Genomic DNA, 26476 nt, shown 5'->3' with positions numbered 1-26476 from the left:
AAAGCGGCAGAAGTCAGCGCACCAGGCACGGCCGTTTATTATCGAATTTCCAGCCCGGGATCAGGAACTGCATCGCCACGCTGTCATCCCGCGCCCCCAGCCCCATGCCTTTGTACAGTTCATGGGCCTTGCCCAACTGGTCCATGTCCAGCTCAACCCCTAACCCTGGTTTCTTCGGCACCTGCACACAACCCCCGACGATTTGCAGTGGGGCTTTGGTCAAGCGCTGGCCGTCCTGCCAGATCCAGTGGGTGTCAATGGCGGTGATGTCGCCGGGCGCAGCCGCTGCAACGTGGGTGAACATTGCCAGGGAAATATCGAAGTGATTGTTGGAGTGCGAGCCCCAGGTCAGGCCCCATTCATGGCACATCTGCGCCACGCGAACCGAACCCTGCATGGTCCAGAAATGCGGGTCGGCCAAGGGAATGTCCACCGATTGCAACTGAATGGCGTGGCCCATTTCCCGCCAGTCGGTGGCGATCATGTTCGTCGCGGTTTTCAGCCCTGTGGCACGGCGAAACTCGGCCATGACTTCGCGCCCCGAGTAACCGTTTTCCGCGCCGCACGGGTCTTCGGCGTAGGCCAGAACGTGATGCTGATCACGGCACAAGCGAATGGCTTCCTTGAGTGACCACGCGCCATTCGGATCGAGCGTAATGCGTGCGTCCGGAAAGCGTTCGGCCAGCGCGGTGACGGCTTCGATTTCTTCATCGCCACTGAGCACGCCGCCCTTGAGCTTGAAGTCCTTGAAGCCGTAGCGGGTGTGAGCGGCTTCAGCCAGACGAACCACCGCGTCAGCGGTCATGGCTTTTTCGTGACGTACACGAAACCAGTCGTTATCGGCGTCCGGTTCGCTGCGATAGGCCAGGTCGGTTTGATTGCGATCACCCACATAAAACAGGTAACCGAGCATCTTCACTTCGTCACGCTGCTGGCCTTCGCCGAGCAGGGCGGCGACCGGCACGTCCAGATGCTGACCGAGCAAGTCGAGCAGGGCGGCTTCCAGGCCGGTGACTGCGTGAATGGTGATCCGCAGGTCGAACGTCTGCAAACCGCGCCCGCCGGCATCACGATCGGCAAAGGTCTGGCGCACCTGGTTGAGGATCTTCTGATAAGTGCCGATCGGGCTGCCGACCACCAGCGCGCGGGCGTCTTCCAGTGTCTGGCGAATACGCTCGCCACCCGGTACTTCACCGACCCCGGTGTGACCGGCGTTGTCCTTGAGGATCACGATATTGCGGGTGAAAAACGGACCGTGGGCGCCGCTCAGGTTGAGCAGCATGCCGTCGTGGCCGGCCACCGGAATCACCTGCATGCTGGTGATGATCGGGGCTTTTGCGCAGTCTTGTGGGTGCATTTTCTTGTCCTTATAAACGAATCAGGCGTGGTTGGGCGTTGGTTTGCCCAACGCAACGGCCGGTGCGGTTTTGGGTGTGTTGCGTGCGGCAAAGACAATGATCGCGGCGATGATCGAGGTCGCGGCCAACCCGTACAGGCCGCCCTGAATCGAACCGGTGTGTTCTTCCAGCAGGCCGAAGGTGGTCGGCGCAACGAAACCGCCGAGGTTGCCCACCGAGTTGATCAACGCAATCACGCCAGCAGCGATACGCGCATCCAGATAGGCCTGGGGGATCGGCCAGAACAGCGACGAAGCGGACTTGAAACCCAGTGCCGCAAAGCAGATCGCAACAAAGGCAAAGATCGGCCCGCCCGTCGTCGACATGAACATCCCGGCGGCGGCAATCAACAGTGCAGCAGCCACCCAGGCTTGCTGGTGTTTCCATTTGGCCGACAGGGAAGCAAAGGCATACATGCCGATAATCGACAGCAGCCAAGGGATCGAGTTGAACAGCCCGACCTGAATATCACTGAGGTCGCCCATCTTCTTGATGATGCTCGGCAGCCAAAAGGTCGCGGCATAGATAGTCAGCTGGATGAAGAAGTAGATCAGGCAGAACAGGATGATCTGGCGATCCTTGAGCAGTTTGCCCAACGACGGTTTGATCGGCGTCGCGGCTTCGCGGGCCAGCTGTTCGTCCTCGATGGCGTTGACCAGCGCATCCTGTTCTTCGCGGCTCAGCCATTTGGCGTCGTGGGGTTTGGAGTCCAGCCAGCACCAGACGAACACGCACAGCCCGACCGAAAACATCCCTTCAATGAAGTACATCCACTGCCAGCCGTGCAACCCGAAACCGTCGAGTTGCAGGAGCAATCCGGACAGCGGGCCGGAAATTAACGAGGCCATCGCCGAACCGCTGAGAAAGATCGCAATCGCCTTGCCGCGCTCAACCCCGGGCAACCAGCGTGTGAAGTAATAAATCACCCCCGGAAAGAACCCGGCTTCGGCCACGCCCAGCAGGAACCGCAGGATGTAGAAGTGAGTTTCGTTCTGGATGAACGCCATGCCAGCGGCCACCAGGCCCCAGGTCAGCATGATGCGGGTCAGCCAGATGCGTGCGCCGACTTTTTGCAGGAGGATGTTGGAAGGGACCTCGAACAGCGCATAACCGATGAAGAACAGCCCGGCCCCGAGGCCATAGGCGGCAGCGCCGATTCCCAGGTCGTGTTCCATGTGGGCGCGGACGAAGCCGATGTTCACACGGTCGATGTAGTTGACGATGAACATGATGACGAACAGCGGCAGGACGTGGCGTTTCACTTTCGAGATGGCGGACTTCAGGACCGAATCGGCACCGTCGTGCATCCCTGATACGGATGTATTCACTTGGTTTCTCCCACTGATTATTTTTATGCGGGTTGTTGCGTTGTTGATAGACATCATACAACTACGTTTTTTTAATGTGCAAGGGGTGAGGTCCAACGAAATGGTGGTTTCAAGCGAGTTTTTATGCTTTTTCTGGTGTTGCCAGGCGGACTGCTTACCCGAAATCAATCCAGGTGTTGAGTGTTGTCATACAAGTAAAGTGCTGTTTTCCAGAGATCCCAATCCCGCGCGGTGCTACGATTCCGTTAGCCCAGTTCCGGACCATCGCCATGCAACCTGACCTTGACACGCCAGCCCCAAAGCGCAGCCACAACCTCGCTCACGACCTGGTCGCCAAACTGACCCAGAGCATCCTGCTCGGCCAGATGCTGCCGGGGGACAAGTTGCCGTCGGAGAATTCCATCGTTCAGGCACACGGCGTCAGCCGCACCGTGGTGCGTGAGGCGATTTCAAAATTGCAGGCGTCGGGGCTGGTGGAAACCCGTCACGGCATTGGCACGTTTGTCATCGAACGGGCGCCGGAGCAGGGCTTGCGGTTGAACGTCGATACCGCACTGGGGGTGCGCAGCATTCTGGAGTTGCGCATGGGTCTGGAAACCCAGGCCGCTGCGCTGGCGGCGATGCGTCGTACGGACCTGCAACTGGCGCAGATGCGTGAAGCGCTGGACGATTATCAGGGCTTGCTGGCCAACAATGACAGTTGCGTCGAGGCCGACAAGCGCTTCCACCTGTTGATCGCTGAAGCGACCGGCAATGTGTGCTTCACCGACATCATGCAGCACCTGGGCAGAGCGATGATCCCACGAACCCGGGTCAATGCCGCCGAGCGCGGGGCGGCGGATTTGAGCAAGTTGGGGCAACTGGCAAACCTCGAACACGAAGCGATTCTCAACGCCATCAAGCGCCAGGACCCGGACGCAGCGCGGGCGGCGATGTGGCTGCACCTGACCAATAGCCGCGATCGCTTTTCCGCGGGTGGTGCCTGAGCTTTATTCTGCGACCTCGACCCATTCTTTTGCGCCGCTTGGGTCATGACCGGGCGGGGCTCGCCGCGAGCACCGCAGGCCGGCGTTCCAGATTCAGCGCCAGCACGCTGATCAACACCACGAGGGCGCCGACGCCAACCGTCAGCGTTGGTTGTTCACCCAAGGCATAGGCCGCCATGGCCATTGCCGTCGGTGGGATCAGGTACAGCGTCACACTGGCGCGGCTCAAGTCCACGTGCGCCAGCACAAATGCCCAGGCCAGATACGCCAGCGCACTGGGAAACACGCCCAATGCCAACACCGCCCACTGCACATGCGCCGGAGCACTGACGACCTCGCGGGCCAGTCCCGGCAGGTAGATCAGTAACAGCGCCGTGCCCGACCACACCGTGTAACAGACCAGTGTCAGTCCGTCGTAGCGCCCGGTTTGGTGCTTCTGCAAGGCAAAGTAAAAGCTCCACGACACCGCCGCCAGCAGGATCAGCCATCCGTTTACGTCGACGCTCCCCAGTCCGCGATCACCGGCCACCACAATCACCACGCCGACCAGTCCCGCCACGATGCAGCCCCAGCGCCAGAAGCTGACCCGGTCCTTGAATACAAAGCGCGCCAGCAATGTGCTGAACAACGGCGTCGACTGCGCCAACACACTGGAGGCGCCGGCGCTGACATGCTGTTGGCCGATGTTAAGTACAACGTGATGCAGGCTCACCGCAAAAAAACCGAGCATCATCAGCAGCGGCAGGTCGCGAAGCCTGGGCAGGCTGATGCCTTTGAACGCGGCAACGACCGCCATGAACGCAGAGGCAATCAGAAACCTCAGCAGAGCCAGATGGCCGGGGTCGTAGGACTGCAAGCCGATATGAATGCCGGTCGGTGAATAACCCCAACAGGCAATGACAAAGGCCATCGCCAGGATGATTTTAATCGGCGAGTGGGCAGGGCGGGTGAGTGGCTTCATGGTCGGGCACCTTGGGTATGTGTGCCGAGTATCTGAAGCAAAACGGTTCATCACAACTGACTTATACTGCGCCAACTGTTCACTTTTGGTGATGATTATGGAGCTGGCGCAGATTCGCATGTTCAAGACCGTGGCCGACGTCGGCAGCATCGCCCGGGCCGCCGAGTTGCTGCATTGCGTACCGTCCAACATTACGGCGCGGATCAAGGCGCTGGAGACGGAGTTGGGTGTGGCGCTGTTTCTGCGTGAGGGCCGGGGGCTGCGCATCAGTCCGGCGGGCCAGACGTTTCTGTCCTACGCCTCGAAAATCCTGGCGCTGACCGTTGAAGCCAAACGCGCACTGGACCCGGCCGCCGACCCCTCCGGGCCGCTGCGCATCGGCGCCATCGAGTCCTCGGCCACCGGCCGGCTGCCGCGCCTGCTGGCGAAGTTTCACAAGCGCTATCCCGCGGTTGCGCTGGAACTGACCACCGGCACCTGGGGCCAATTGCTGGATGACACACTCAACCATCGGCTCGACGGTGCGATTGTCGCGGTGGATGTCGAGCGCTCCCAACTCAAGCGCACGCCGATGTACCGCGAAGAGCTGTTGCTGATTGCCTCGACATCGTTGGGGCCAGTGCGAGGCATCGCGGATTTGCAGGACAAGACCGTGTTCATGTGGCCCCAGGGTTGTCCGTACCGGGCGGCCCTGGAACATTGGTTGTTGCGTCAGGGGCAGGCGCTGCCGATTGTCAGCCTGGCCAGTTATGGCGCGATTGTCGGGTGCGTCAGCGCGGGGGCCGGCGTCGCGCTGGTGCCTAAAGGGGTGTTTGATCAGTACGCCAAAGGAGCGGGGTGCGCAGGGTTTGAGTTTCCCGAGCTGACGGCCATCGACAATCTGTTTTACTGGCATGAAAACGCCGGGGTTCACCCGGCGCGAGAAGCGTTTGTAGCGATGTTGCGCGAGGAGTTCGCCTGATCAATCGGAACGCGCTGTTACTGTGGCGAGGGAGCTTGCTCCCGCTCGGCGGCGAAGCCGTCGTAAATCCACAGAATGCGATCTACCTGACGAACCGCGATGGTAGTGTTTAGGGGCGCTTCGCACCCCAGCGGGAGCAAGCTCCCTCGCCACAGGGTTGTGTGGCAGGATCATTGGTTTCAACCTGCGCAAACATCGCGCATCAACAACCCGAACTTCAGATCCACCGCATCCGGAATTGGCACATACACCGTATGCCCATCCCCCGGCGCCACTTCTATCGGCTCGCCTTTGCCATTTTGCAATTGATGCAAGTCGAAATGGAAATTGCCCTTGGGCGTCATCAATTCCAGATGATCCCCCAGCGCAAACCGGTTCTTCACCTTGATCTCCGCCAGTCGCTCACGGCGCTCACCGGTCAACTCCCCGACAAACTGCTGCCGCTCCGACACCGAGCTGCCGTGCTGATAATTCTGGTATTCGTCATGTACGTGCCGACGTAAAAAACCTTCCGTATAGCCACGCTGCGCCAGTGACTCCAGATCGGTCATCAGGCTGCGGTCGAACTCACGCCCGGCGGCGGCATCGTCGATGGCTCGGCGATACACCTGCGTGGTGCGCGCGCAATAGAAGTGGGATTTGGTCCGCCCTTCGATCTTCAGCGAATGCACGCCCATGTGCGTCAGACGCTGGACATGTTGCACGGCGCGCAGGTCCTTGGCATTCATGATGTAGGTGCCGTGTTCGTCCTCGAAAGCCGGCATCAGTTCGTCCGGCCGATTGGCCTCCTGCAACAGGAACACCTGGTCGGTGGGCGCGCCGATGCCCAGGGTCGGTTCGGGCTGATACTGCTGGACGATCTCGCCCAAGTGATTTTCCGTGGCCTCCTGCGCCGAATATTTCCAGCGGCAGGCGTTGGTGCAACTGCCTTGGTTGGCATCGCGCTTGTTCATGTAACCCGACAGCAAACAGCGTCCGGAATACGCCATGCACAACGCGCCGTGGACAAACACCTCCAGCTCCATGGCCGGCACTTGCTGGCGGATTTCGCCGATTTCTTCCAGGGACAGTTCCCGCGACAGGATGATCCGGCTCAAGCCCTGTTGCTGCCAGAATTCGACACTCGCCCAGTTCACCGTGTTGGCCTGCACCGACAGGTGAATCGGCATCTGCGGGAAGTGCCGACGCACCAGCATGATCAAACCCGGGTCCGACATGATCAGCGCATCCGGCGCCATGGCAATCACCGGCGCCAGGTCCTTGAGGAAGGTCTTGAGCTTGGCGTTGTGCGGCGCAATGTTCACCACTACGTAAAAACGCTTGCCTTGGGCCTGGGCTTCCTGGATGCCGAGGGCGAGGTTGGCGTGATCGAATTCGTTATTGCGCACCCGCAAGCTGTAGCGCGGTTGGCCGGCGTACACCGCATCGGCGCCGTAAGCTAAGGCATAACGCATGTTTTTCAGGGTGCCCGCGGGGGCGAGCAGTTCGGGGGCAAGGAGAGTCATGGCAGGATCGGTCGCAAAAGCGTTGGAGAGTAAGTGTCCCGGCCATGGCGTTCATTGATCTGGATCTATGCTTGATGAACAAACGGATGGCACTCGCGCGAACCGTGGCGGACTAAGCAATAAGGACGGCTCTTCATTTAAGGAGTCTGAGTCCCTGCGCACTGACACGGATCGGACATGAACGAAGAAGAAACCGTAAAAAACAAATCACTGGTGGTCTTGCTGGGGGTGGTGACCGTCGCGTTTATCTGGATTTTGTTGCCGTTCTACGGCGCGGTGTTCTGGGCGGTGATCCTCGGCATCCTCTTTGCGCCGATGCAACGTCGACTGCAATTGAAACTGGGCTGGGAACGTAACCTGACGTCGCTGCTGACGCTGAGCATCTGTCTGGTGATTGCGATCCTGCCGGTGATCGTCCTCAGTTTCTTCCTCGTTCAGGAAGGAGCGATGCTGTACAAAACCATCGAAAGCGGAGAATTGGACATTGCGGGGTACGTGTCGCACTTCAAGCACAGCCTGCCGCCGTTCTTCCAGCACCTGCTTGACCGGTTCGGCGTGGGCGAATTGAACGGGCTGCGCGAGAAAATCATCAAGAGTGCGGTGACGGGTAATGAGTATTTCGCCACTCAGGTGTTCAGTCTCGGTCAGGGCACGTTTGATTTTGTCGTGAGCTTTTTCATCATGCTCTACCTGCTGTATTTCTTTCTGCGCGACGGCGCCGAGTTGGCACGCAAAGTTCGCTCGGCCGTGCCGTTGGAGGAACATCAGAAACGTCGGTTGCAACTCAAGTTCAATCGCGTGGTGCGGGCGACGGTGAAGGGCAACCTGCTGGTGGCGATGACGCAGGGCGCCTTGGGTGGCTTGATTTTCTGGTTTCTGGACATACCGAGTGTGTTGCTCTGGGCGGTGTTGATGGCGTTTCTATCGCTGTTGCCAGCGGTAGGGGCGGGGATCATCTGGGCGCCGGTGGCAGCGTTTTTCCTGCTCAGCGGGGCGATGTGGCAGGGCGTGGTGCTGGGGTTGTACGGGATTTTTGTAATTGGCCTGGTGGATAACGTGCTGCGGCCGATCCTGGTAGGCAAGGACACCAAGATGCCGGATTACCTGATCCTCATCTCAACCTTGGGTGGTCTGGCCATCTTCGGCCTCAACGGCTTTGTCATCGGTCCGTTGATCGCGGCCCTGTTCATGTCGAGTTGGGCCATCTTCATTGAAACCAAACCGAAGGTGCAGTTGCCTTAGGCGCTGAGTCGGCCCTGGCCGATACGTTGCGACAAGGCCTGGGCGGCCGGCAGTGAGGTGAGCGGTCCGCTGATCGCTTCGCCGTCCTGTACCAGATACCAACAGGCGAGCAATCCCAGCTCTCTGAGCTGTGCGGGAACGGCGCTGCCGATAACGGACATGATCTGAACCTGGGACATAAGTACCTCCATCAATCGATGGAGCTACCTTACGGACCCGGCGCTCAATCGGACAATCAACGCTTTCGATAGTCGTCATTGACGCCGATGAGTGTTTGCCTCAGTCGACGACCAGATCCAGCATGTGAACCACTTCCTGCTCATTGAGCAGGCCTTTGCGCACCAGGTTTTCGGCCAGCAGCGAAAGGAACTTGGCGCTGCGATGGCCTTCCAGGTGCTTGAGTTCGGTCAAGGCGTCATACACTTTGCTGGAAGTGCACAAACCGACATTGCGGTGCGGGTTTTGCGTGGGCATGAGGTCGTCCTTGTTGTTATCAACCTGTTATTTGCGGACAGATCCCAGCTTGCGGACCTGACATGACATAAATATGACCGTTTGGCGCAAGGCGAGAGCGGGTCGAGTCAATCTTGCCAATTTGAGCCGCAGACGCTGTCCCCACAGCGACCTTGACGCGATTTATCCAGACGTTCGCCGACGAGCGGTCACAAAAAAGCCCCGCTGTTGAGGCAGGGCCTGGTGAGGGTGTTACCAGTGGCCATAACCGCGGGGAGGGCCGTAGTAACCGCGCGGGCCGTAATAGCCGCGTGGCGGGCCGTAGTAAACCGGCGGTGGACCGTAATAGACCGGCTGTTGCACGTACACCGGTGCTGGCTGGTAATAAACCGGTGGCGGTTGCTGTACGTAAACCGGTGCCGGCTGGTAGACCGGTTGTGGTTGTACATAGACCGGACGGTTGGCGTTAATCAGGGCCGAACCGACGATGGCCGTACCCACAATCGCGCCAAAGACCGCTGGGCCTTGCCAGCAGTTACCACAACCACCGCCACCACCATGGGCTTGTGCCTGTCCTGCGATAGCGAGTGCGCCGATCAGCAAGGCAACTGTGGGGATTTTACGGATCATGATAATTCCTCGGTTCTTCGACCCGGCGCTTGCGTCTGCAATAGACCCAAGCATTGTCGCGGGGCTACTTCTAAGACAGCGTTTTTTTCAAAATCAGCACAGCAAATAGGTAAATTTTGTGTAAGGTCTGTACCGGTTTACTGACGGGCCCGCACCAGCGCCCGCCGCCATGCCGTTATGATCGAACAGGCCTGATGGAATGGCTAATCCCGTCCATCTGAAAGTGCTACTGAAGGAGAAAGTTTCATGCAGATGAACCCCAACCGAGACACCCAGCTGTGTATGTCGCTGTCCGGGCGCCCCGGCAACTTCGGCCTGCGCTTTCACAATCATCTGTACGAACAATTGGGCCTGAATTTCTACTACAAGGCCTTCAGCAGCCAGGATCTGCCCGGCGCCGTGGGTGGCATTCGCGCCTTGGGTATTCGTGGCTGCGGCGTGTCGATGCCGTTCAAGGAAGCGTGCATTGCGCTGGTGGATGAACTGGACGCTTCCGCGGCGGCCATTCAGTCGATCAACACCATCGTCAACACCGGTGGCCACTTAAAGGCCTACAACACCGATTACATCGCCATTGAGCAACTGCTCAAAACCCACGAAGTCCCCAAGGATTCGACCTTTGCCCTGCGTGGCAGCGGCGGCATGGCCAAGGCCGTGGCCAGTGCGTTGCGCGACGGCGGGTACAAGAACGGCTTGATCGTCGCCCGCAATGAGCGCGCCGGTCGTGCCCTGGCTGACTCGCTGGGTTATCAGTGGCAAGCGGAGGTGGGCGCTCAGCGGCCGCAAATGCTGATCAACGTCACACCGATCGGCATGACGGGCGGCCCGGAGGCCGATCAATTGGCATTTGAACCTGAAACCATCAGCGCTGCCGAGACTGTCTTCGATGTGGTGGCGATCCCCTCGGAAACACCGCTGATCGTGCGCGGGCGTTCTGAAGGCAAACGGGTGATTACCGGGCTGGAAGTGATCGCCATCCAGGCGCTGGAGCAATTCGTGCTGTACACCGGTGTCCGGCCGACCGATGAGCAGTTCCGCAAAGCTGTGGAATTTGCCCGCAGCTAGGACCCGCAGCCAGGAGAAGCCCCATGCATCCGCGCATTCTCAATCTCAACCAGGTCGATCTTGAACCGTTACCTGAAGCCATGGCGCCCTCGGGCGATACGGCGGGTCGTTACCAGCAGCGAATCGCCCGCGTCGGTCAGCAATTGGGCGCGCAGAAGCTGGGGTATCGGCTGTACGTGCTGGAACCGGGCATGCGCGGCAGCCCGTTTCACAGTCATCGGGTTAACGAAGAGATGTTTTACGTCGTGGCCGGGGAAGGGGAGGTGCGCCTCGGTGCCGAGCGTTCCCCGATCCGCGCGGGCGACGTGATCGCCTGCCCGCCGGGAGGTCCGGAGGCGGCGCACCAGATCATTAACACCAGCAACGCGCAACTGCGCTATCTGGCGGTCAGCACCCAGCAATCGCCGGAGATTTGCGAGTACCCCGATTCCGGCAAATACGCGGTGATGGACGATTTCAAGGTGGATGCCGAGGGCAATGCCTCAGGCTTCGTCGCCATCGCCCGACCAGGCGACGGTGTGGATTACTGGGACGGTGAGTAATAACAGATGCCACCTATTCAATGCGGGAGCGGGCTTGCTCGCGAAGAGGTCCTGACATTCACCATCCTGGGTGACTGATACACCGCCTTCGCGAGCAAGCCCGCTCCCACATTCGATTTGTATGGAATGACTATTCGAGGCGGGCCAGGCGTTCTTCCAGTGCTGCGATTCGCGCTTCGAGCTCTTCAATCCGTTCTACCGACACACCACCAGAAGCGCCACGATCAACCGGGTTCTGCCGCGCCGCCAGGATAACTTCGATGTCCGCCGGATCACCCAAGGCATGCATGTACCGGTCTTCCCGCTGCCCGGCCTGCTTCGGGATCAACAACGCCAAACCCCGGGCAATCAAGCGTTCCAGCTGATGCACCACTTGTTCGGTGTCTTCAAATTCATGCATGCGCCCGCTGCGGGTCAGCAGTTCATTGACGGTCTGCGGGCCGCGCAAGAATAACAACCCCGTCAGAATCACCTGGGCCGGCACCAGCTCCAGCGCCTTGTCGACCTTGTGCTCCCAGCGATCCGCGCGGCTGCCCATCACCAGTTTGGCGAATCCGCGTCCTTCCAGCGCCCGCAGGCTCTGGCCGACCTGGCCCGGGGTCAGGTTCATCACCGGCTCGCGGCTGGTTTTCTGGTTGCAGGCGATCACCAGAGCATTGAGGGTCAACGGATAGGTTTCCGGGCTGGTAGCCTGTTTCTCGATCAACGAGCCCAGAATGCGGATTTCCGTGCTGTTAAGCCGTGGCTCGTCGAAGGTCGTCTCTTGCTCAGTGCTCATGGTCTGCATCCTTACCCGATTCATGTTTTTCACGTGCGTGGATGCACTTTAGATTGGCGAGCGCCAATGGCAACTGAATTCGTCGTTCCCACACAGCAGCGTTGACGAAACATGAATGAAATATTAACGCCATTTTTACAATTTGACGGGCACCGTAGGCGTGCCCGCGCGACCACCTGCGCGAGCCCTGAAAGGCGCAGTAGCCGCGGGCTACAGCGTTCCTAACCACTGATCCATGCATCGAGTCAATCGGTGTGCGCCACCTTTATTCGCCCCTCATAACTGAAAAACAAAATGGGCGAGAGAGACTCCATGAGCCAAGACATTTTTGTATCCGTACTGATTCCCGCCAAAAACGAAGCCAACAACCTCAAGCCGCTGCTTGAGGAGATCCGCGTGGCCCTGGCCGACGAGGCTTACGAAATCATTGTCGTCGACGATGGCAGCACCGATGCCACCCTGCACGAACTGCGGCAAATCCGGCACAACGGCCTGAGCGCCTTGCGCATCCTGCACCATGAGCGTTCCCTGGGGCAGAGCACGTCGCTCTACCACGCCGCGTTCGAGGCGCGCGGACAATGGCTGGCCACCCTCGATGGCGACGGGCAAAACGACCCGGCGGACATTCCCGGCATGCTGGCACTGGTGCGCGGCGAGCCGGGGCGAGTCGACGTGCAACTGGTCGCCGGGCATCGGGTCAACCGCCGTGATACCGCGAGCAAACGCTGGGCCTCGCGCTTCGCCAACGGCCTGCGCAGCCGCTTGCTCAAGGACGCCACCCCGGACACCGGTTGCGGCTTGAAGCTGATCGAGCGCGCGGCGTTTTTGCGCCTGCCGTACTTCGACCATATGCATCGTTTTATTCCGGCACTGATCCAGCGTCATAACGGCCGGATGATCGTCCACCCGGTCAATCACCGCCCGCGCACCGCCGGGGTGTCCAAGTACGGCAACCTCGACCGCGCCCTGGTGGGCATCCTCGACCTTATCGGGGTCTGGTGGCTGATCAAGCGCACACGCCTGAACACCCAAGCACAGGAGATCGAAGGATGAATCTCTCCCGCGAAGCCTTGTGGCTGGTGGTCGGTTTTGTCGGTCAGATCGCCTTTACCGGGCGCTTTATCCTGCAATGGCTGTACAGCGAATACAAACAACGCAGCGTGATCCCGACGAGCTTCTGGTACCTGAGCATCGTCGGCAGCACACTCTTGCTCGTGTACGCCATTTACCGGGAAGACCCGGTGTTCATCGCCGGCCAGGCCTTCGGCACCCTCGTTTACTTTCGCAACTTACAGTTGATCGCCAAAAGCAAAAACCTGAAGGAGTAGGTCATGCGCGGATCGTTATCGACCCGAAATATTACGTTGCTCGCGGCGGTCGCCATGGCGCTGCTGTTTTTCTGGGGATTGGGCAGTGTGCCGTTTCTCAGCGTCAACGAGGCGCGTCGCGCCGTCACCGTGCGCGAAATGCGCGAAGCCGGGAGCTGGTTACTGCCGTACATGAACGGCGACTTGTACCTGTCCAAACCGCCGTTTTTCTATTGGGCGGGGCTGGTGTCGACGGCCGTGCTGGGCAGTGTGTCCGAGTGGAGCGTGCGCTTGCCCTCGGCGCTGGCCGCGACCTTGTGCTGCATCGGCACCTATTGGTACGGCGTCCGGCAGGCCGGGCGTCAGGTGGGTTTGTTCGCCGTGGTGTTCCTGGCCGCAAACGGCGCCTTCAGCCTGTTCGCCCGCCGCTCGGAAATAGAGATGTTGTTGACCCTGCTGTGTTTTGGCGCGTTGCTGGCGGCGTGGCAGTTCATCTTCCAGCAGGGGCGGGTGCTGTGGAGCCGGCTCAGTTACCTGCTGTTAGGTTGCGCGCTGCTGACCAAAGGGCCGGTGTGCCTGTTGTGGGTGACGGCACCGATCCTGACGTACGCCTTGATTTACCGCGATGCCCGCGCCAAAGCTTACCTGTGTGACGGATGGGGCTGGCTGATTGCCGTGGTGTTGGGCAGTTCCTGGTACGTGGCGGTGTCGTTGAGTCAGGGCTGGGGGATCTGGTCGTCGATCATCAGCGAAGACATCATGAACAAGATCGACGGCCAAGGCGCCGAAGCCTGGTACGCGTATTTGTTGTATCTGGCCGGTGATTTCTTTCCGTTCTGGCTGATTTTGTTTGTGCAGCCGCGCAAGTTCTGGGCAATGATCCGCTCGCGCCGTGAGGCGGCCATGCTGCTGTGTTGCACACTGTTGCCGCTGCTGATTTTCTCCCTGTTCACCGAAAAACATGGCAAGTACCTGTTGCCGGTTTACCCGTCCATGGCCTTGCTGCTGGCCATGCACTGGGCCGCCGTGCTCGAAGGCCTGCAAGGACGCTGGCGTACCTGCCTGGCCACGGTTCCCTACGTGATGCTGGCCGGGTTTGTGGTGTTTTATGTGTTCGTCGAAGCACGGGTGCTGTCGCATCGCGTCGGAGGTCTGGAACAGGTCGCCACGTTGTCCGCCGGGCAGCCGGGCCAGAAGGCCTACAGCGTCGGTGAGCCGGATATTCGTCTGGTCTATTACATGGGCCGGCCCGTCGTGCCGCTGACCCTTGCTCAGTTGCAAGGGGATGAGCGCCCGGCAGGGCTGCTGTTTGTGCAAGAACCCCTCGACCCGCAATTGCAGAACCTGGCGTCGTGCAAGGTCGGCGAAGTCAATCCCTATCTGAAACCACACCGCGCCGCGCTGCTGGTGCGCATGGGGGGTGAGTGCCATTAAGGTCTACGGCAGCTGAAAAAAGACCCATGGCAGGAGGGGCGGGCATGGCTATAATCGGCCGACGTTTCCCCTCCTGTTACCACACGAGACTGCCATGACCATTTCCCTGTACGACGCCTCCGTCCCTGTTTTCAAGCAAATGCTCACCGCTCTCAGCGATGTGCTGAACAAGGCCGAAGCCCATGCGACCGCCAAAAACATCGACCCGAACGCGTTTCTGCAAGCACGTCTGTTCCCGGACATGTTCCCGCTGGTGCGTCAGGTGCAGATCGCCGTTGATTTCGCCAAAGGCGTTTCTTCGCGTCTGGCCGAAGTTGAAGTGCCGAAGTACGAAGACACCGAAACCACCTTCGCCGAACTGCAAGCGCTGCTGACCAAGGTTCTGGCCTACATCGCCGAGATCAAGCCGGAGCAGATCAACGGCAAGGAAGGCATCGAGATCGTTACTCGTCCAGGCACGCCTAAAGAGAAGCGATTCAGTGGCCAGGCTTACCTGCTGAGCTACGGTTTGCCGCAGTTCTTCTTCCACGTGACCACTGCTTACGCACTGCTGCGTCACAACGGTGTGGAAGTGGGCAAGCGCGATTACATGGGCGCGTTCTAAACCGTCCAGGTACAAAAAAGCCCCCGCAGCCTTTGGTTGCGGGGGCTTTTTCATGTGCCTGCATTCTTAACTTCGCCGCAGCCCCCTGTGGGAGCGGGCTTGCTCGCGAAAGCGGTGTGTCAGCCAACGGTTATATTGAGGCTGACGGCCCCTTCGCGAGCAAGCCCGCTCCCACAGGTTTTGCGGTGTTTGTCAGGCCAGGCGTTCGGCTTTGCGTTCTTCACCCAGGCAAGCCGCCGCCGTGAACAGTACATCAGTGGACGAGTTCAGCGCCGTTTCCGCCGAGTCCTGCAATACGCCGATAATGAAACCAACCGCCACCACCTGCATGGCAATCTCGCTCGGGATACCGAACAGGCTGCACGCCAGCGGAATCAGCAACAGCGAACCACCCGCCACGCCCGAAGCGCCACAGGCGCAGATCGCTGCGACGACGCTCAGCAGGATCGCAGTCGGAATATCCACGACGATGCCCAAGGTATGCACCGCCGCCAGGGTCAGCACGGTGATGGTGATCGCCGCGCCGGCCATGTTGATGGTCGCGCCCAGTGGAATCGACACCGAGTAGGTGTCTTCATGCAGACCCAAGCGCTTGCTCAATTCCAGGTTGACTGGAATGTTCGCCGCAGAACTGCGAGTGAAGAACGCGGTGATGCCGCTCTCGCGCAGGCACATCAGCACCAGTGGATACGGGTTGCGGCGCAGTTTCCAGAACACGATGATCGGGTTCATCACCAGGGCCACGAACAGCATGCAGCCGAGCAGCACGGCCAACAAATGCGCGTAGCCGATCAAGGCACCGAAACCGGAGGTGGCGAGGGTCGAGGCCACCAGGCCGAAAATCCCCAGCGGGGCAAAACGAATCACCAACCGCACGATCACGGTGACGCCATTGGACAGGTCACCCAGCACTTCACGGGTGGTGTCGCCGGCATGGCGAATGGCAATGCCCATGCCGATGGCCCACGCGAGGATGCCGATGAAGTTGGCGTTCATCAGCGCACTCACCGGGTTATCGACCACGCTCAGCAGCAGGCTTTGCAGCACTTCGCCAATACCCCCCGGCGCAGTGACCGCAACGTCTTGCGTGGACAGCACCAGATTCGACGGGAACATCATGCTGGCCACCACTGCGACCACCGCCGCCGCGAACGTGCCGAGCAAATACAAAAACAGGATCGGCCGGATATGGGTTTCCTGGCCGTGCTTGTGGTTGGCGATCGACGCCATGACCAGCACGAACACCAGAATCGGCGCGACGGCTTTCAGCGCCGAGACGAACACCTTGCCAATAAACCCAGTGGACTTCGCCACTTCAGGCGCAAACAGGGCCAGGGCAATACCGGCGATCAGGCCGATGATGATTTGCGTGACCAGGCTGGTGCGTTTAAGGCGTTGAAATAGAGAAGGGGATGAAGCGGTCATAAAACAGCATCTCTGATTTTTTATAGGAGGAGGGTTTCGCAGGTGTGCGGCAACATACAGGGCAGGCCGCAGACGGGAAACCGAAAAGGAAACACAGGGTGTAACGCGCTGATTACCTGTGGCGAGGGAGCAAGCTCCCTCGCCACAGGTTTAGTGTCTCGGCTTAACAGGGTGTAGGTTTTTCAGGGCGCGGACTTTATCACAGCGCAGGAACGATCCTTCAGACCTGTGACGATCTGCCACTCGCGCATTAAACGAGATAAGCAGGTTCGTGCAACCCGCTTTGGAAACACTCTGTTAAGATTCGCCATCCTCATTTTCAAGTCTGCCAGTGGGCCTTCGGGCTATTCGCTGGTGTCGTCGTTTTCTGGAGTTGTGCATGCTGTTGCCCATTCTTCTGTTGTCTGCCGCCGGTTTCACGGTGCTGACCACGGAATTCGTCATCGTTGGCCTGTTACCGGCCATCGCCCGCGACCTTGAAGTCAGCATCCCGCAAGCGGGTTTGCTGGTGACCTTGTTCGCGTTTACCGTCGCCGCCTTCGGGCCGTTCCTGACCGCGTACTTCGCGCGTTTTGAACGCCGCAAGCTGTTCATCTCGGTGCTGATCATGTTCGGTCTGGCCAACACTCTCGCCGCGTTTGCGCCGAATATCTGGGTAATGGCCTTCGCCCGGTTGGTTCCCGCACTCGGCTTGCCGGTGTTCTGGGCCCTGGCCAGCGAGACGGCGGTGGACATTGTCGGGCCGGACTACGCCGGGCGGGCCATCGCCAAGATTGGTTTCGGCATTGTCTGCGCCACGGTGTTCGGCATTCCGGTGGGCACGCTGATTTCCGATGCGTTCGGCTGGCGCAGCGCTTTCGGCATTCTGGCGGTCATCGCCTTTGCCAAGGCCATGTTGCTGTTTATCTACCTGCCCAAAACCAACCTGCACCAGCATCAGGTGAGTTTCCGTTCGCAATTCAAGATCCTGCGCAGCCCGCTGATGATCGGCCATGTGCTGCTGTCGGTTGTGGTCTTCAGCGGCATGTTTACCGCCTATACCTACCTGGCGGACATCCTTGAGCGCCTGGCCGGTTTCAACGGCACGGTGGTCGGTTGGTGCCTGATGGGCTTCGGCGCAGTCGGGTTGATCGGCAACTCGCTGGGCGGCCGCGCGGTGGATCGTCATCCGCTGATCGCCTCGGTGATGTTCTGCGCGTTTATGATTGCCGGTCTGGTGGCGCTGGTGCCGAACATTCATTCGCCCCTCGGTCTGGCGGCGGCGATGGGCATCTGGGGTGTGACGCAGGCGGCGTTGTTCCTGGTCAGCCATGTGCGCCTGATGAAGGCGGCGCCCGAAGCGCCGGCCTTCGCCGCCTCGCTGAACATTGCCGGGGCCAACCTCGGCATCGGCCTGGGCGCGATGGTCGGCGGTCGGGTGATCGACAACTTCGGTCTGCAAGGCCTTGGGTTTGCGGCTGCCGCTTTTATCCTCGCCTCGATCCTGCTGGCGATTGCGCTGATGACCTTCAAGCCGCGTGAAGTCTGCGCCTGAGGCTTCACAGCTCGGTGAACAGCTCGCGTCGGGCACCTTCGGTAATGGCGACAATGCCGGGGTGCTTGACCTTGCGTTCCACTGAAATGGCGTAGAACGACTCGGTCACGGCGTCGGTCTGGCCAATCACCTCCACGCCATATTGGCGTTTCACTTCATCGGCAATCACGCTCGGGCCGATGAAGATCCCGCTGCCGGACTGACCAAACGCCTGCATCAACGCGCTGTCATCGAACTCCCCGACTATGCGCGGCTGGATCTGCTGCTCGGCGAACCAGCGCTGCAAGCGGTTGCGCACCACGGTTTCCGGCCCCGGAATCAACAGTGGTGCGCCGTGCAGACTGCGAGGGAAATCCTGCCCGTACTGCGCGGCCAGTTCCACCGTGGCGAAGAAGCTGATCCCGCATTCCCCGAGTTTCTGGCTGTAGCCCTTGATGTCCAGGTGCGAGGGCATAGGACTGTCGGAAATCACCATGTCCAGGCGCTGGATCGCCAGGTCGGCGAGCAACCGTTCGAGTTTGTCTTCGCGACAGGTGATGCGCAGCGGCTCGCTCAATTCCATCGTTGGCGCGATCAGCCGATAAACGATGGACTTGGGCACAACGTCCGCCACACCGACGCGAAACTGAATCTGCTGCTCGTTGGGCTGTGCTCGCAACATCAATTCCAGTTCGCCGCCCAGCTGAAACATCTGCTCGGCGTAGGGCAGGGCCTGACGACCCGCCTCGGTGAGCTCGAGTTGCCGGCCTACCCGTTGAAACAGCTCGATGCCGTAGGTTTGCTCAAGCAGGGAAATCTGCCCGCTGATGGTCTGCGGTGTCAGGTTCAGCTGCTCGCAGGCGCGCACGATGCTGCCGGTCTTGGCCACCACCCAGAAGTAATGCAATTGCCGATAGTTGAGCATGATGGTCTACAGTTCGTAAAAATCGAAGTATAGCCGCTAAAAATACGAATTTTCCTGAAGTGTTTGCCTCCCTAGAATGCGTCGCTATCAACGGGCCATCAACTCGGTACCGTTTGTTCTAACGAGGGAAGCATCATGAAGATCACCACCACGGCTGTGCTGTTTGCGTCTTTACTGGTACTGGCCGGTTGCGACCAGGCCGAAAAAAGTGCTCAGCAATTGATGGGCAAGGCGGCTGAGAGCGCCAAACAGGCGATTGATGATACTCACAAAGCGGCCGAACAAGCGCTCAGCGACGCCACCGGCGGCCTGATCAGCAAGAAAGAGTCAGCGGGCGAAGACAAAGAAAAAACCGAAGCTTCGTCCCAGGAAATCTAACGTCTAATACGAGTCAGGACTGACCCATGGAATACCTTTTAGAACTTGCTGCAAGCCCCACCGCCTGGGTCGCCCTGGCCACGTTGATTGTCATGGAGATCGTGCTGGGCATCGATAACCTGATCTTCATCTCGATCCTGACCAATAAATTGCCCGAGCAACATCGGCAGAAGGCCCGCCGCATTGGTATCGGCATGGCGCTGATCCTGCGTCTGGGTCTGCTGAGCACCATCGCGTTTATTGTCCAGTTGACGGCGCCTGTGATCGAAATCCTCGGCCACGCGTTCTCCTGGAAGGACATGATCCTGATTGCCGGCGGCCTGTTCCTGTTGTGGAAAGCCACCACCGAGATCCATCACAGCATGGACCCGGCACCGGAAGATCCGAAGTCGGCGACGTCGACCGTGACCCTGGGCTTCGCCGCTGCAATCGGGCAGATCCTGATGCTGGACATGGTGTTTTCCATCGACAGCATCATCACGGCGGTCGGCATGACTGAGCATTTGCCGATCATGATCATCGCGGTGGTGGTGTCGGTACTGGTGATGTTGCTGGCGGCTGATCCGTTGGCCAAGTTCATCAACGACAACCCGACGGTGGTGATGCTGGCGCTGGGCTTCCTGATCATGATCGGCATGACGCTGATCGCCGAAGGCTTCGGCGCCCACGTACCGAAAGGCTACGTCTACGCGGCCATGGCGTTCTCGGCAACGATCGAGTGCTTGAACATGATGTCGCGTCGAGCCAAACAAAAGCGCATCACTGCTGATGCTTGATCGGCTGTAAATGAAAAGGCCGCCTGAATACGAAAGTGTTCAGGCGGCCTTTTTTTTGAAGACGGAAAATCACTCAGTGCACGGTGGCGTGACGAGCAGCGGACTTTTCAGTGGTTTCCTCAGGCGTCGATTGAATCGGGTAGTGATGGTGGCGCCGGGTAATGCGCAGGACTCCCCACAACATGGCGGCGGCAACGGCCAGCCAGCCGGAAATCAACATCACGATCGTCATTGTCAGGCTCATCGTGCCTCCTCTTTGCCCTGCATCGGGCACACACGCTATGCAACTGACAGTCTAGTCGGTGCTGTGTGTCAGACAATTGACCAAAGGTCGTCTGTCACTAACCAGTTCGCTCTATCGAATGCACGTAACTGCCGGTTAAGGCTATACCGGCGTCGCGCGGCATCCTATGATCGACAGCCAAGCCGGGAGCCTGTTGCCCGGCGTCTGAACAAGAGAGTGAAGATGGATCGGGTATTTTCTCGAATTCGCACGGCGGCGTTGATTGTGGGCTGTGTTGTCGGGTTGGCAGGGTGCGCCGGGAGCGTTGCGCCTGAGATCCAGCGTCTGCCGGAACGGGTGGAACTCAGTGGTACGTTCTATCGCGGACAAGCCTTTCAAAGCGGACCGCAAGTGTTGGCCAGCCTGTTGGCGCAGCAGGGCATCGTGATTACCCCGGGCCTGTTGGAAAAGCCCCTGCATGTGCCGGGCGCCGAGGATAAGTTGCAACAGAACATGCAGAACCTGGCCCGCGAATACGGGATGGTGGTTTATCCCCTCGACAGCACGTTGCCCGCATTGTTGACTCAGGTCGCTGCCGGCTATCCGGTGATGGTGCGCTTCACCGAAGGCACCGCGCTCTGGGCCGAGCCGCGCTATGCCATTCTCGCCGGCTATAACCGCAAGAAGCAGACCGTGTTGCTGCGCGCGGGGATGAATCATCGGAACATGATGAGCTTCAGTTCGTTTGAGTCGTCGTTCAAGGACGCGGGTGGCTGGGCCGTGCTAATCCAGAAGCCGAACCAGATTCCGGCCAACGTCGATCAGCAGCGTTGGCTCAAGGCGGCGAACGATTTGGGGCAGGCCGGCCAGGAGCAAGCGGCTGCTCGAGCGAAGAAGGCCCTGACCACGCAGTAAGCGTCCGTTCGTCATTCTGCAGGCACTGCTGCGTGCGGCGGCTCTCTAAAGAACAGTGCCCGGATTTGTCCGGGCCATTTCAAGGAGGCGCCCATGGCAAATTCCACTACCCCTGTCGGTCCGCATTCGTCTGAACACTCTTCGGGCGATGAGTTGGGCTTCGATCCCGATTCGCCGGACCTCGCCGACCCCCAGGTCGATCCCATCGGTCCCGCCAAGGCGCCCAGGGACGTGAAGCCGGGCGACAACCCCAAGGCGCCAGCGAAGCCTTATGACCCCCTCGCTGACCTGAAACCCTGAGCCCTGATGAGGTGCCTATGTCTACCGATTCGAGTTTTGACGACAAACGTCCGGACAGCGTTCCCACAACACCCCAAGAAGACATCGACCCGGTGATGGACCCTGATAGCCCGCTGCGCGATCCTCTGGCCAGGCCGCTGGTGGTGCCGACAGAGCATCCCCACGACGGCTGGAGAGATCCGAGCAAGGGGGATGGCATTCCGGATGACGATCAAATGCCGCTGCCCAACGACTGATAAATACCAGACGAAAAAAAGCCCCGATTGTCCGGGGCTTTTTTGTGGGCGCCTGTTTATTTCGATGCTTCAACCACGCCGCTCTGGCGGTGCTTGAGGTTCTTGTCGGATTTGTACTGCAAGGCAACGGACGGCACGTCTGCGCCCTTGCCGGTTTCGACCCAGTTGCGGATACGGGTGGCATCGGCAAAGTGGGTGTACTTGCCATAAGCGTCAAGGATGACCAGCGCAACCTGGCGATTACCCATGCTGGTCACCAGCACCAGGCAGTGGCCCGCTTCGTTGGTGAAGCCGGTTTTGGTCAGCTGGATGTCCCAGTTCTGCTTGCCGATCAAATGGTCGGTGTTGCGGAAACCCAGGCTGTAGTTGGGCTTGCGGAACGACACGGTTTTTTCCTTGGTGGTACTCAGCTCGGTCAGCAGCGGGTACTTGTGCGCGGCCACCAGCAGTTTGCTCAGGTCGCGGGCGGTGGACACGTTGTGCGGGGACAGGCCGGTCGGCTCGACGAAGTGGGTGTTGACCATGCCCAGCGCCTTGGCCTTGGCGTTCATCGCGGCGATGAAGGCTGCATAACCGCCCGGATAGTGGTGGGCCAGGCTCGCGGCTGCACGGTTTTCCGAAGACATCAGGGCGATCAGCAGCATTTCCCGGCGTGGCATTTCGCTGTTGAGCTTGACCCGGGAAAATACACCCTTCATTTCCGGGGTGTCGCTGATGTTGATGTTGATGTACTCGTCCAAGTTCTGTCGGGCTTCAACGATGATCAGGCCGGTCATCAGTTTGCTGACAGACGCAATCGGCACCACCACGTCAGGGTTACTGGCGTAGATGATTTTGTTGGTCTGCATATCCATGACTAATGAGCTGCCCGAAGCAAGTTTGAGATGTTGCGCATCTCGAGGCGCAGCGGTGGTATCGCCAGCGCTGGCGATTGGCGTGATGAAAGTCCCTGTAACTGCAAAAAATAGGCTCAGGATGGAAAGACGGATTTTCACGCTGGCAGACTCATTATGTGTTGATAAGCCGTTTTGTAACGGGCTATTTCGTAAAAGCGCGACATTCTGGAGTATGGCTGAATAACTGTCGATGGTTGTTCAAGTAACAGGTGAAAGTCCTGTAAAACATGAAAAAAATGTCATTTTCAGGCGGGTGGCAGGGCTTTTACTTCGGCAAAAAGAACCCCGCCATGGGCGGGGTCATTTGAAACGCTTTTTACATCTGCTTTGAAACTCAGCTGTGCAGGGTTTCTGCCGCGTACAGCGTGTTTTCCAGCAGGCAGGCACGGGTCATCGGGCCAACACCGCCCGGGACCGGAGTGATCCAGCCAGCGCGGGGCAGGGCGGTTTCATAGATCACGTCGCCGACCAGTTTGCCGTCATCCTGGCGGTTAATCCCGACGTCGATCACGATCGCGCCTTCCTTGATCCACTCGCCCTTGACCAGGCCCGGCTTGCCAGCGGCCACCACCACCAGATCGGCACGGCCCACGTGGCCGGCCAGGTCCTTGGTGAAACGGTGGGTGACGGTCACGGTGCAACCGGCCAGCAGCAATTCCATCGCCATCGGGCGGCCAACTATGTTGGACGCGCCGACAATCACTGCATCCATCCCGTAAAGATCGACACCGGTACTTTCCAGCAGGGTCATGATGCCTTTAGGGGTGCAGGGGCGCAGCAGTGGAATACGCTGGGCCAGGCGACCGACGTTATAAGGGTGGAAGCCGTCGACGTCTTTGTCCGGACGAATGCGCTCCAGCAATTTGGACGCGTCGAGGTGTTCAGGGAGAGGAAGCTGAAGCAGAACGCCGTCGATTGCCGGGTCGTCGTTCAGACGATCGATCAGGTCGGTCAGCGCTTCTTGAGTGGTTTCGGAAGGCAGGTCATAGGCTTGGGAGATAAAGCCGACCTCTTCACAGTCTTTACGCTTGTGCGAGACATAAACCTGAGAGGCGGGATCGCTGCCGACCAGGATCACGGCGAGGCCGGGTGTACGCAAGCCTTGCTCGCGACGCTCGGCAACTCGTTTGGCGATCTGCTGGCGCAGGCTGGCGGCGATCGATTTGCCGTCGATTAGTTGTGCAGTCATTGCGCGTGATTAACCATCGAGAGGGGAAAAAAAGAGAACGCATTCTCGCATGTCATGAGGTGAGGGCAAAGGCGCTTGGTCTGCAAATTCCCCTAACTCCTTTAATTAAATGAATTTTTTTTAAAAAGGATTTGACGACCCTCGGGGGCCTCTATACTATTCGTCGCACTTGTCGGGCACAGCCTAGCACTGGTTAGGAAGGTCAAGTGGAACTGCGGTTTCGCAAGACTGGAAAGCACTTAGTTTGTAGTCCTCCAAGAGTACAAATTACAAGGCGCCCGTAGCTCAGCTGGATAGAGCATCCGCCTTCTAAGCGGATGGTCGCAGGTTCGAGTCCTGCCGGGTGCGCCATTAGGCAGCTTTGGCACAAGTAGCGCAATATGGTGGGCGTAGCTCAGTTGGTAGAGCACGGGATTGTGACTCCCGTTGTCGAGGGTTCGATCCCCTTCGTCCACCCCATATTTCGAAAGGCGCCAGATTAACAGTCTGGCGCCTTTGCTTTAACAGCTTCAACCCGCGGATGTGGTGGAATTGGTAGACACACTGGATTTAGGTTCCAGCGCCGCGAGGCGTAAGAGTTCGAGTCTCTTCATCCGCACCAAATAAAGCTTCACTCATGCCGATCGGCCTGGTTGGGGTCAGCAAAGAAGTTGTTTTACTTCTTTGTCACGCAATATGGTGGGCGTAGCTCAGTTGGTAGAGCACGGGATTGTGACTCCCGTTGTCGAGGGTTCGATCCCCTTCGTCCACCCCATATTTCGAAAGGCGCCAGATTTAACAGTCTGGCGCCTTTTTTGTTTTGGCGGGTTCAGCGACTGCTGGTTCTGGGTCGCAGGGGCAGGGCGTTTCGTCGTATTTGTGTTGCTCGATGATGCCGCGCTGCCCGCCGGCCTTGTTCGCAAGATCGGCTGTCAGGGAGATGATTGGCAACCGCTTCTATATATAGAAGGGTTGGCGCAGGGCCCTGGCGTGATCGGTTGTGTTTGCCATTGGCGCGAGGTGCATTCGTGCATTCGCGCCTATAAATTGCCTGCTGCGTTTTTACCCGTTTTCAGTAGGGTGACTTCTTGAGTATGACCCACTAGAATGCATGCCCTTGATTCTGGGGTCGGAAACGGCCGGCTAACGTCTGTGCAACGAGGAATATCCATGCAAGTTTCTGTTGAAAATACTTCTGCTCTTGAGCGCCGCATGAGCATCACCGTGCCGGCTGAGCGCATCGAGACTCAGGTCAACAAGCGTCTGCAGCAGACTGCCCAAAAGGCCAAGATTGCTGGCTTCCGTCCAGGCAAAGTGCCAATGAGCGAAATCAAGCGCCGTTTCGGTGCTGATGCGCGTCAAGAAGCCGTGGGCGATGTGATCCAGTCTTCTTTCTACGAAGCTGTTGTTGAGCAAAAGCTGAACCCGGCTGGCGCACCTTCGATCGAGCCTAAGTCGATCGAAGCGGGCAAGGACCTGGAATACGTCGCTATTTTCGAAGTGTTCCCTGAGTTCACCGTTGCCGGTTTCGAAGGTATCACCGTAGAGCGCCTGAGCGCTGACGTGGCTGATGCCGATCTGGACAAAATGCTGGACATCCTGCGCAAGCAGAACACCCGTTTCGAAGTGGCCGATCGCGCTGCCCAGAACGAAGATCAGCTGAACATCGATTTCGTCGGCAAGGTTGACGGTGAAGTGTTCGCAGGCGGTTCCGCCAAGGGTACTCAGCTGGTGCTGGGTTCCGGCCGCATGATCCCTGGCTTCGAAGACGGTCTGGTTGGCGCTAAAGCCGGCGAAGAGCGTGTTCTGAACCTGACGTTCCCTGAGGACTACCAGAACCTCGACCTGGCCGGCAAGACTGCCGAGTTCACCGTCACCGTGAACACTGTTTCCGAGCCAAAACTGCCAGAGCTGAACGAAGAATTCTTCGCTCAATTCGGCATCAAGGAAACGGGCATTGAAGGCTTCCGCACCGAAGTTCGCAAGAACATGGAGCGCGAACTGCGTCAGGCGATCAAATCCAAGGTCAAGAATCAGGTAATGGACGGTCTGCTGGCCACCAACCCGATCGAAGTGCCTAAGGCTCTGCTGTCCAACGAAGTTGACCGTCTGCGCGTGCAGGCTGTTCAGCAGTTCGGCGGCAACATCAAGCCTGACCAACTGCCGGCCGAGCTGTTCGAAGAACAAGCCAAGCGCCGCGTTGTACTGGGTCTGATCGTGGCTGAAGTGGTCAAGCAATTCGACCTCAAGCCTGACGAAACCCGCGTTCGCGAAATGATTCAGGAAATGGCCTCGGCCTACCAAGAGCCTGAGCAGGTTGTGTCCTGGTACTACAAGAACGACCAGCAACTGAACGAAGTTCGTTCGGTTGTGCTGGAAGAACAAGTTGTGGATACTGTTCTGCAGAAAGCTAGCGTGACCGACAAATCGGTCTCTTACGAAGAAGCAGTCAAGCCGGTAGAAGCTCCACAAGCCGACTGATCGTTTTTGCAGTAAGAAGCACACACCATAAGCCAGCCTTCGTGCTG

General features: G+C 59.0%; 27 protein-coding genes, 4 tRNA genes and 2 pseudogenes. 20 read left to right on the top strand and 13 right to left on the bottom strand.

Going from position 1 to position 26476, the window contains the following annotated elements; genetic code table 11:
* Nucleotides 1–13: 13 nt before the first annotated feature.
* Entirely contained in the window at nucleotides 14–1357 is a 1344-nt protein-coding gene (gudD, locus tag EAH78_RS12960) for a glucarate dehydratase (RefSeq protein WP_140667870.1), read from the bottom strand.
* A gap of 21 nt (nucleotides 1358–1378) precedes the next feature.
* Complete coding sequence (locus tag EAH78_RS12955; protein WP_140667869.1) at nucleotides 1379–2725, bottom strand: MFS transporter; 1347 nt, start codon at nucleotides 2723–2725, stop codon at nucleotides 1379–1381.
* 269 nt (nucleotides 2726–2994) lie between these two features.
* On the opposite strand from EAH78_RS12955, the gene EAH78_RS12950 reads away from it, so the two are divergent.
* A complete protein-coding gene (locus EAH78_RS12950) occupies nucleotides 2995–3711 on the top strand; it encodes a FadR/GntR family transcriptional regulator (protein WP_140667868.1) in 717 nt (238 codons plus the stop codon).
* A gap of 43 nt (nucleotides 3712–3754) precedes the next feature.
* Here EAH78_RS12950 and EAH78_RS12945 read toward each other — a convergent pair whose 3' ends face one another.
* Nucleotides 3755–4672, bottom strand: coding sequence for a DMT family transporter (locus EAH78_RS12945; RefSeq protein WP_140667867.1), 918 nt, complete (start codon nucleotides 4670–4672; stop codon nucleotides 3755–3757).
* Between the two features lie 97 nt (nucleotides 4673–4769).
* Here EAH78_RS12945 and EAH78_RS12940 point away from each other — a divergent pair, with 97 nt between their 5' ends.
* Complete coding sequence (locus tag EAH78_RS12940; RefSeq protein ID WP_140667866.1) at nucleotides 4770–5633, top strand: LysR substrate-binding domain-containing protein; 864 nt, start codon at nucleotides 4770–4772, stop codon at nucleotides 5631–5633.
* A gap of 109 nt (nucleotides 5634–5742) precedes the next feature.
* Here the strand turns inward: EAH78_RS12940 and yegQ are convergent.
* Nucleotides 5743–7138, bottom strand: a pseudogene (gene yegQ, locus EAH78_RS12935) (tRNA 5-hydroxyuridine modification protein YegQ).
* Nucleotides 7139–7315: 177 nt separating this feature from the next.
* On the opposite strand from yegQ, the gene EAH78_RS12930 reads away from it, so the two are divergent.
* The gene (locus EAH78_RS12930) at nucleotides 7316–8380 is read left to right on the top strand and encodes an AI-2E family transporter (RefSeq protein WP_140667864.1); all 1065 of its coding nucleotides are present in this window, start codon (nucleotides 7316–7318) and stop codon (nucleotides 8378–8380) included.
* Here EAH78_RS12930 and EAH78_RS12925 read toward each other — a convergent pair.
* The 3 genes from EAH78_RS12925 to EAH78_RS12915 form a co-directional block, all read right to left on the bottom strand.
* Nucleotides 8377–8559: a hypothetical protein gene (locus EAH78_RS12925; protein ID WP_140667863.1), complete on the bottom strand. Its 183-nt coding sequence runs from the start codon at nucleotides 8557–8559 to the stop codon at nucleotides 8377–8379. The genes EAH78_RS12930 and EAH78_RS12925 overlap by 4 nt on opposite strands.
* A 100-nt stretch (nucleotides 8560–8659) precedes the next feature.
* The gene (locus EAH78_RS12920) at nucleotides 8660–8854 is read right to left on the bottom strand and encodes a hypothetical protein (RefSeq protein WP_092270506.1); all 195 of its coding nucleotides are present in this window, start codon (nucleotides 8852–8854) and stop codon (nucleotides 8660–8662) included.
* A 231-nt stretch (nucleotides 8855–9085) separates the two neighbouring features.
* Nucleotides 9086–9463: a hypothetical protein gene (locus tag EAH78_RS12915; RefSeq protein WP_140667862.1), complete on the bottom strand. Its 378-nt coding sequence runs from the start codon at nucleotides 9461–9463 to the stop codon at nucleotides 9086–9088.
* Between the two features lie 246 nt (nucleotides 9464–9709).
* Between EAH78_RS12915 and EAH78_RS12910 the strand changes: the two genes are divergently transcribed.
* Both EAH78_RS12910 and EAH78_RS12905 read left to right on the top strand, forming a co-directional pair.
* Nucleotides 9710–10528 (top strand): shikimate 5-dehydrogenase, encoded by an 819-nt coding sequence (locus tag EAH78_RS12910; RefSeq protein WP_140667861.1) that lies wholly within the window; start codon nucleotides 9710–9712, stop codon nucleotides 10526–10528.
* Nucleotides 10529–10551: 23 nt separating this feature from the next.
* The gene (locus EAH78_RS12905) at nucleotides 10552–11070 is read left to right on the top strand and encodes a cupin domain-containing protein (RefSeq protein WP_140667860.1); all 519 of its coding nucleotides are present in this window, start codon (nucleotides 10552–10554) and stop codon (nucleotides 11068–11070) included.
* A 130-nt stretch (nucleotides 11071–11200) separates the two neighbouring features.
* Here EAH78_RS12905 and EAH78_RS12900 read toward each other — a convergent pair whose 3' ends face one another.
* Entirely contained in the window at nucleotides 11201–11848 is a 648-nt protein-coding gene (locus EAH78_RS12900) for a YceH family protein (protein ID WP_140667859.1), read from the bottom strand.
* Between the two features lie 312 nt (nucleotides 11849–12160).
* On the opposite strand from EAH78_RS12900, the gene EAH78_RS12895 reads away from it, so the two are divergent.
* The 4 genes from EAH78_RS12895 to EAH78_RS12880 all read left to right on the top strand — a co-directional run bounded on the left by EAH78_RS12895 (nucleotide 12161) and on the right by EAH78_RS12880 (nucleotide 15193).
* Nucleotides 12161–12901 carry a glycosyltransferase family 2 protein gene (locus tag EAH78_RS12895; RefSeq protein ID WP_140667858.1) on the top strand — a complete coding sequence of 247 codons (741 nt, stop codon included), beginning with the start codon at nucleotides 12161–12163 and terminating at the stop codon, nucleotides 12899–12901.
* Nucleotides 12898–13176 carry a lipid-A-disaccharide synthase N-terminal domain-containing protein gene (locus EAH78_RS12890; RefSeq protein WP_140667857.1) on the top strand — a complete coding sequence of 93 codons (279 nt, stop codon included), beginning with the start codon at nucleotides 12898–12900 and terminating at the stop codon, nucleotides 13174–13176. Before EAH78_RS12895 ends, EAH78_RS12890 begins: the two co-directional genes overlap by 4 nt.
* A gap of 3 nt (nucleotides 13177–13179) precedes the next feature.
* Nucleotides 13180–14589 (top strand): ArnT family glycosyltransferase, encoded by a 1410-nt coding sequence (locus EAH78_RS12885; protein ID WP_140667856.1) that lies wholly within the window; start codon nucleotides 13180–13182, stop codon nucleotides 14587–14589.
* 94 nt (nucleotides 14590–14683) lie between these two features.
* Complete coding sequence (locus EAH78_RS12880; RefSeq protein WP_027925391.1) at nucleotides 14684–15193, top strand: DUF1993 domain-containing protein; 510 nt, start codon at nucleotides 14684–14686, stop codon at nucleotides 15191–15193.
* A gap of 192 nt (nucleotides 15194–15385) precedes the next feature.
* Here the strand turns inward: EAH78_RS12880 and sstT are convergent, their stop codons facing one another.
* Entirely contained in the window at nucleotides 15386–16618 is a 1233-nt protein-coding gene (gene sstT, locus EAH78_RS12875) for a serine/threonine transporter SstT (RefSeq protein ID WP_140667855.1), read from the bottom strand.
* 379 nt (nucleotides 16619–16997) lie between these two features.
* Here sstT and EAH78_RS12870 point away from each other — a divergent pair, with 379 nt between their 5' ends.
* Nucleotides 16998–18152 carry an MFS transporter gene (locus EAH78_RS12870; RefSeq protein WP_140667854.1) on the top strand — a complete coding sequence of 385 codons (1155 nt, stop codon included), beginning with the start codon at nucleotides 16998–17000 and terminating at the stop codon, nucleotides 18150–18152.
* 4 nt (nucleotides 18153–18156) lie between these two features.
* On the opposite strand, the gene nhaR is transcribed toward EAH78_RS12870, so the two are convergent.
* Nucleotides 18157–19056, bottom strand: a complete 900-nt coding sequence (gene nhaR / locus EAH78_RS12865; RefSeq protein ID WP_140667853.1) for a transcriptional activator NhaR — start codon at nucleotides 19054–19056, stop codon at nucleotides 18157–18159.
* A gap of 135 nt (nucleotides 19057–19191) precedes the next feature.
* On the opposite strand from nhaR, the gene EAH78_RS12860 reads away from it, so the two are divergent.
* Nucleotides 19192–19434, top strand: a complete 243-nt coding sequence (locus EAH78_RS12860; protein WP_140667852.1) for a hypothetical protein — start codon at nucleotides 19192–19194, stop codon at nucleotides 19432–19434.
* A gap of 26 nt (nucleotides 19435–19460) precedes the next feature.
* Nucleotides 19461–20210, top strand: coding sequence for a TerC family protein (locus tag EAH78_RS12855; protein WP_140667851.1), 750 nt, complete (start codon nucleotides 19461–19463; stop codon nucleotides 20208–20210).
* A gap of 73 nt (nucleotides 20211–20283) precedes the next feature.
* Here the strand turns inward: EAH78_RS12855 and EAH78_RS32315 are convergent, their stop codons facing one another.
* Nucleotides 20284–20454 carry a hypothetical protein gene (locus tag EAH78_RS32315; protein WP_170219118.1) on the bottom strand — a complete coding sequence of 57 codons (171 nt, stop codon included), beginning with the start codon at nucleotides 20452–20454 and terminating at the stop codon, nucleotides 20284–20286.
* A 166-nt stretch (nucleotides 20455–20620) separates the two neighbouring features.
* Between EAH78_RS32315 and EAH78_RS12850 the strand changes: the two are divergent.
* The 3 genes and pseudogenes from EAH78_RS12850 to EAH78_RS12840 all read left to right on the top strand — a co-directional run bounded on the left by EAH78_RS12850 (nucleotide 20621) and on the right by EAH78_RS12840 (nucleotide 21884).
* Nucleotides 20621–21348 (top strand): annotated as a pseudogene (locus tag EAH78_RS12850) (peptidase C39 family protein).
* A 93-nt stretch (nucleotides 21349–21441) separates the two neighbouring features.
* Nucleotides 21442–21648: a DUF6021 family protein gene (locus EAH78_RS12845; RefSeq protein WP_076028026.1), complete on the top strand. Its 207-nt coding sequence runs from the start codon at nucleotides 21442–21444 to the stop codon at nucleotides 21646–21648.
* A 17-nt stretch (nucleotides 21649–21665) separates the two neighbouring features.
* On the top strand, nucleotides 21666–21884 hold the full coding sequence (locus EAH78_RS12840) for a hypothetical protein (RefSeq protein ID WP_140667849.1): 219 nt from the start codon (nucleotides 21666–21668) through the stop codon (nucleotides 21882–21884).
* A gap of 56 nt (nucleotides 21885–21940) precedes the next feature.
* Here the strand turns inward: EAH78_RS12840 and pbpG are convergent, their stop codons facing one another.
* Nucleotides 21941–22879, bottom strand: a complete 939-nt coding sequence (pbpG, locus tag EAH78_RS12835; protein WP_140667848.1) for a D-alanyl-D-alanine endopeptidase — start codon at nucleotides 22877–22879, stop codon at nucleotides 21941–21943.
* Between the two features lie 235 nt (nucleotides 22880–23114).
* Nucleotides 23115–23969, bottom strand: coding sequence for a bifunctional methylenetetrahydrofolate dehydrogenase/methenyltetrahydrofolate cyclohydrolase FolD (gene folD / locus EAH78_RS12830; protein ID WP_140667847.1), 855 nt, complete (start codon nucleotides 23967–23969; stop codon nucleotides 23115–23117).
* Nucleotides 23970–24243: 274 nt separating this feature from the next.
* Here folD and EAH78_RS12825 point away from each other — a divergent pair.
* The 5 genes from EAH78_RS12825 (at nucleotide 24244) to tig (ending at nucleotide 26429) form a co-directional block, all read left to right on the top strand.
* Nucleotides 24244–24320, top strand: a tRNA-Arg gene (locus tag EAH78_RS12825).
* A 32-nt stretch (nucleotides 24321–24352) separates the two neighbouring features.
* Nucleotides 24353–24428, top strand: a tRNA-His gene (locus EAH78_RS12820).
* Nucleotides 24429–24485: 57 nt separating this feature from the next.
* Nucleotides 24486–24570: transfer RNA gene (locus EAH78_RS12815), tRNA-Leu, on the top strand.
* Nucleotides 24571–24647: 77 nt separating this feature from the next.
* Nucleotides 24648–24723, top strand: a tRNA-His gene (locus EAH78_RS12810).
* A 395-nt stretch (nucleotides 24724–25118) separates the two neighbouring features.
* On the top strand, nucleotides 25119–26429 hold the full coding sequence (gene tig / locus EAH78_RS12805) for a trigger factor (protein ID WP_140667846.1): 1311 nt from the start codon (nucleotides 25119–25121) through the stop codon (nucleotides 26427–26429).
* Nucleotides 26430–26476 lie beyond the last annotated feature (47 nt).

Origin of the sequence: Pseudomonas arsenicoxydans (genome assembly GCF_006438915.1) — a bacterium.
In the GTDB taxonomy this organism is placed as follows: Bacteria; Pseudomonadota; Gammaproteobacteria; order Pseudomonadales; family Pseudomonadaceae; genus Aquipseudomonas; species Aquipseudomonas arsenicoxydans_A.
The sequence above is the reverse complement of the archived record's forward strand: the minus strand, read 5'-3'. Positions and strand labels throughout refer to the sequence as shown.

What these genes read in the sequence shown, in the direction of transcription:
- EAH78_RS12905 (WP_140667860.1), top strand. Translation starts at nt 10,552, where the DNA reads ATGCATCCGCGCATTCTCAATCTCAACCAGGTCGATCTTGAACCGTTA.
- EAH78_RS12885 (WP_140667856.1), top strand. Translation starts at nt 13,180, where the DNA reads ATGCGCGGATCGTTATCGACCCGAAATATTACGTTGCTCGCGGCGGTC.
- EAH78_RS12895 (WP_140667858.1), top strand. Translation starts at nt 12,161, where the DNA reads ATGAGCCAAGACATTTTTGTATCCGTACTGATTCCCGCCAAAAACGAA.
- tig (WP_140667846.1), top strand. Translation starts at nt 25,119, where the DNA reads ATGCAAGTTTCTGTTGAAAATACTTCTGCTCTTGAGCGCCGCATGAGC.
- sstT (WP_140667855.1), bottom strand. Translation starts at nt 16,618, where the DNA reads ATGACCGCTTCATCCCCTTCTCTATTTCAACGCCTTAAACGCACCAGC.
- EAH78_RS12845 (WP_076028026.1), top strand. Translation starts at nt 21,442, where the DNA reads ATGGCAAATTCCACTACCCCTGTCGGTCCGCATTCGTCTGAACACTCT.
- EAH78_RS12900 (WP_140667859.1), bottom strand. Translation starts at nt 11,848, where the DNA reads ATGAGCACTGAGCAAGAGACGACCTTCGACGAGCCACGGCTTAACAGC.
- EAH78_RS12930 (WP_140667864.1), top strand. Translation starts at nt 7,316, where the DNA reads ATGAACGAAGAAGAAACCGTAAAAAACAAATCACTGGTGGTCTTGCTG.
- EAH78_RS32315 (WP_170219118.1), bottom strand. Translation starts at nt 20,454, where the DNA reads ATGAGCCTGACAATGACGATCGTGATGTTGATTTCCGGCTGGCTGGCC.
- EAH78_RS12920 (WP_092270506.1), bottom strand. Translation starts at nt 8,854, where the DNA reads ATGCCCACGCAAAACCCGCACCGCAATGTCGGTTTGTGCACTTCCAGC.
- gudD (WP_140667870.1), bottom strand. Translation starts at nt 1,357, where the DNA reads ATGCACCCACAAGACTGCGCAAAAGCCCCGATCATCACCAGCATGCAG.
- EAH78_RS12950 (WP_140667868.1), top strand. Translation starts at nt 2,995, where the DNA reads ATGCAACCTGACCTTGACACGCCAGCCCCAAAGCGCAGCCACAACCTC.
- nhaR (WP_140667853.1), bottom strand. Translation starts at nt 19,056, where the DNA reads ATGCTCAACTATCGGCAATTGCATTACTTCTGGGTGGTGGCCAAGACC.
- EAH78_RS12940 (WP_140667866.1), top strand. Translation starts at nt 4,770, where the DNA reads ATGGAGCTGGCGCAGATTCGCATGTTCAAGACCGTGGCCGACGTCGGC.
- EAH78_RS12890 (WP_140667857.1), top strand. Translation starts at nt 12,898, where the DNA reads ATGAATCTCTCCCGCGAAGCCTTGTGGCTGGTGGTCGGTTTTGTCGGT.
- EAH78_RS12860 (WP_140667852.1), top strand. Translation starts at nt 19,192, where the DNA reads ATGAAGATCACCACCACGGCTGTGCTGTTTGCGTCTTTACTGGTACTG.
- folD (WP_140667847.1), bottom strand. Translation starts at nt 23,969, where the DNA reads ATGACTGCACAACTAATCGACGGCAAATCGATCGCCGCCAGCCTGCGC.
- EAH78_RS12910 (WP_140667861.1), top strand. Translation starts at nt 9,710, where the DNA reads ATGCAGATGAACCCCAACCGAGACACCCAGCTGTGTATGTCGCTGTCC.
- EAH78_RS12945 (WP_140667867.1), bottom strand. Translation starts at nt 4,672, where the DNA reads ATGAAGCCACTCACCCGCCCTGCCCACTCGCCGATTAAAATCATCCTG.
- EAH78_RS12880 (WP_027925391.1), top strand. Translation starts at nt 14,684, where the DNA reads ATGACCATTTCCCTGTACGACGCCTCCGTCCCTGTTTTCAAGCAAATG.
- EAH78_RS12840 (WP_140667849.1), top strand. Translation starts at nt 21,666, where the DNA reads ATGTCTACCGATTCGAGTTTTGACGACAAACGTCCGGACAGCGTTCCC.
- EAH78_RS12925 (WP_140667863.1), bottom strand. Translation starts at nt 8,559, where the DNA reads ATGTCCCAGGTTCAGATCATGTCCGTTATCGGCAGCGCCGTTCCCGCA.
- EAH78_RS12870 (WP_140667854.1), top strand. Translation starts at nt 16,998, where the DNA reads ATGCTGTTGCCCATTCTTCTGTTGTCTGCCGCCGGTTTCACGGTGCTG.
- EAH78_RS12855 (WP_140667851.1), top strand. Translation starts at nt 19,461, where the DNA reads ATGGAATACCTTTTAGAACTTGCTGCAAGCCCCACCGCCTGGGTCGCC.
- EAH78_RS12915 (WP_140667862.1), bottom strand. Translation starts at nt 9,463, where the DNA reads ATGATCCGTAAAATCCCCACAGTTGCCTTGCTGATCGGCGCACTCGCT.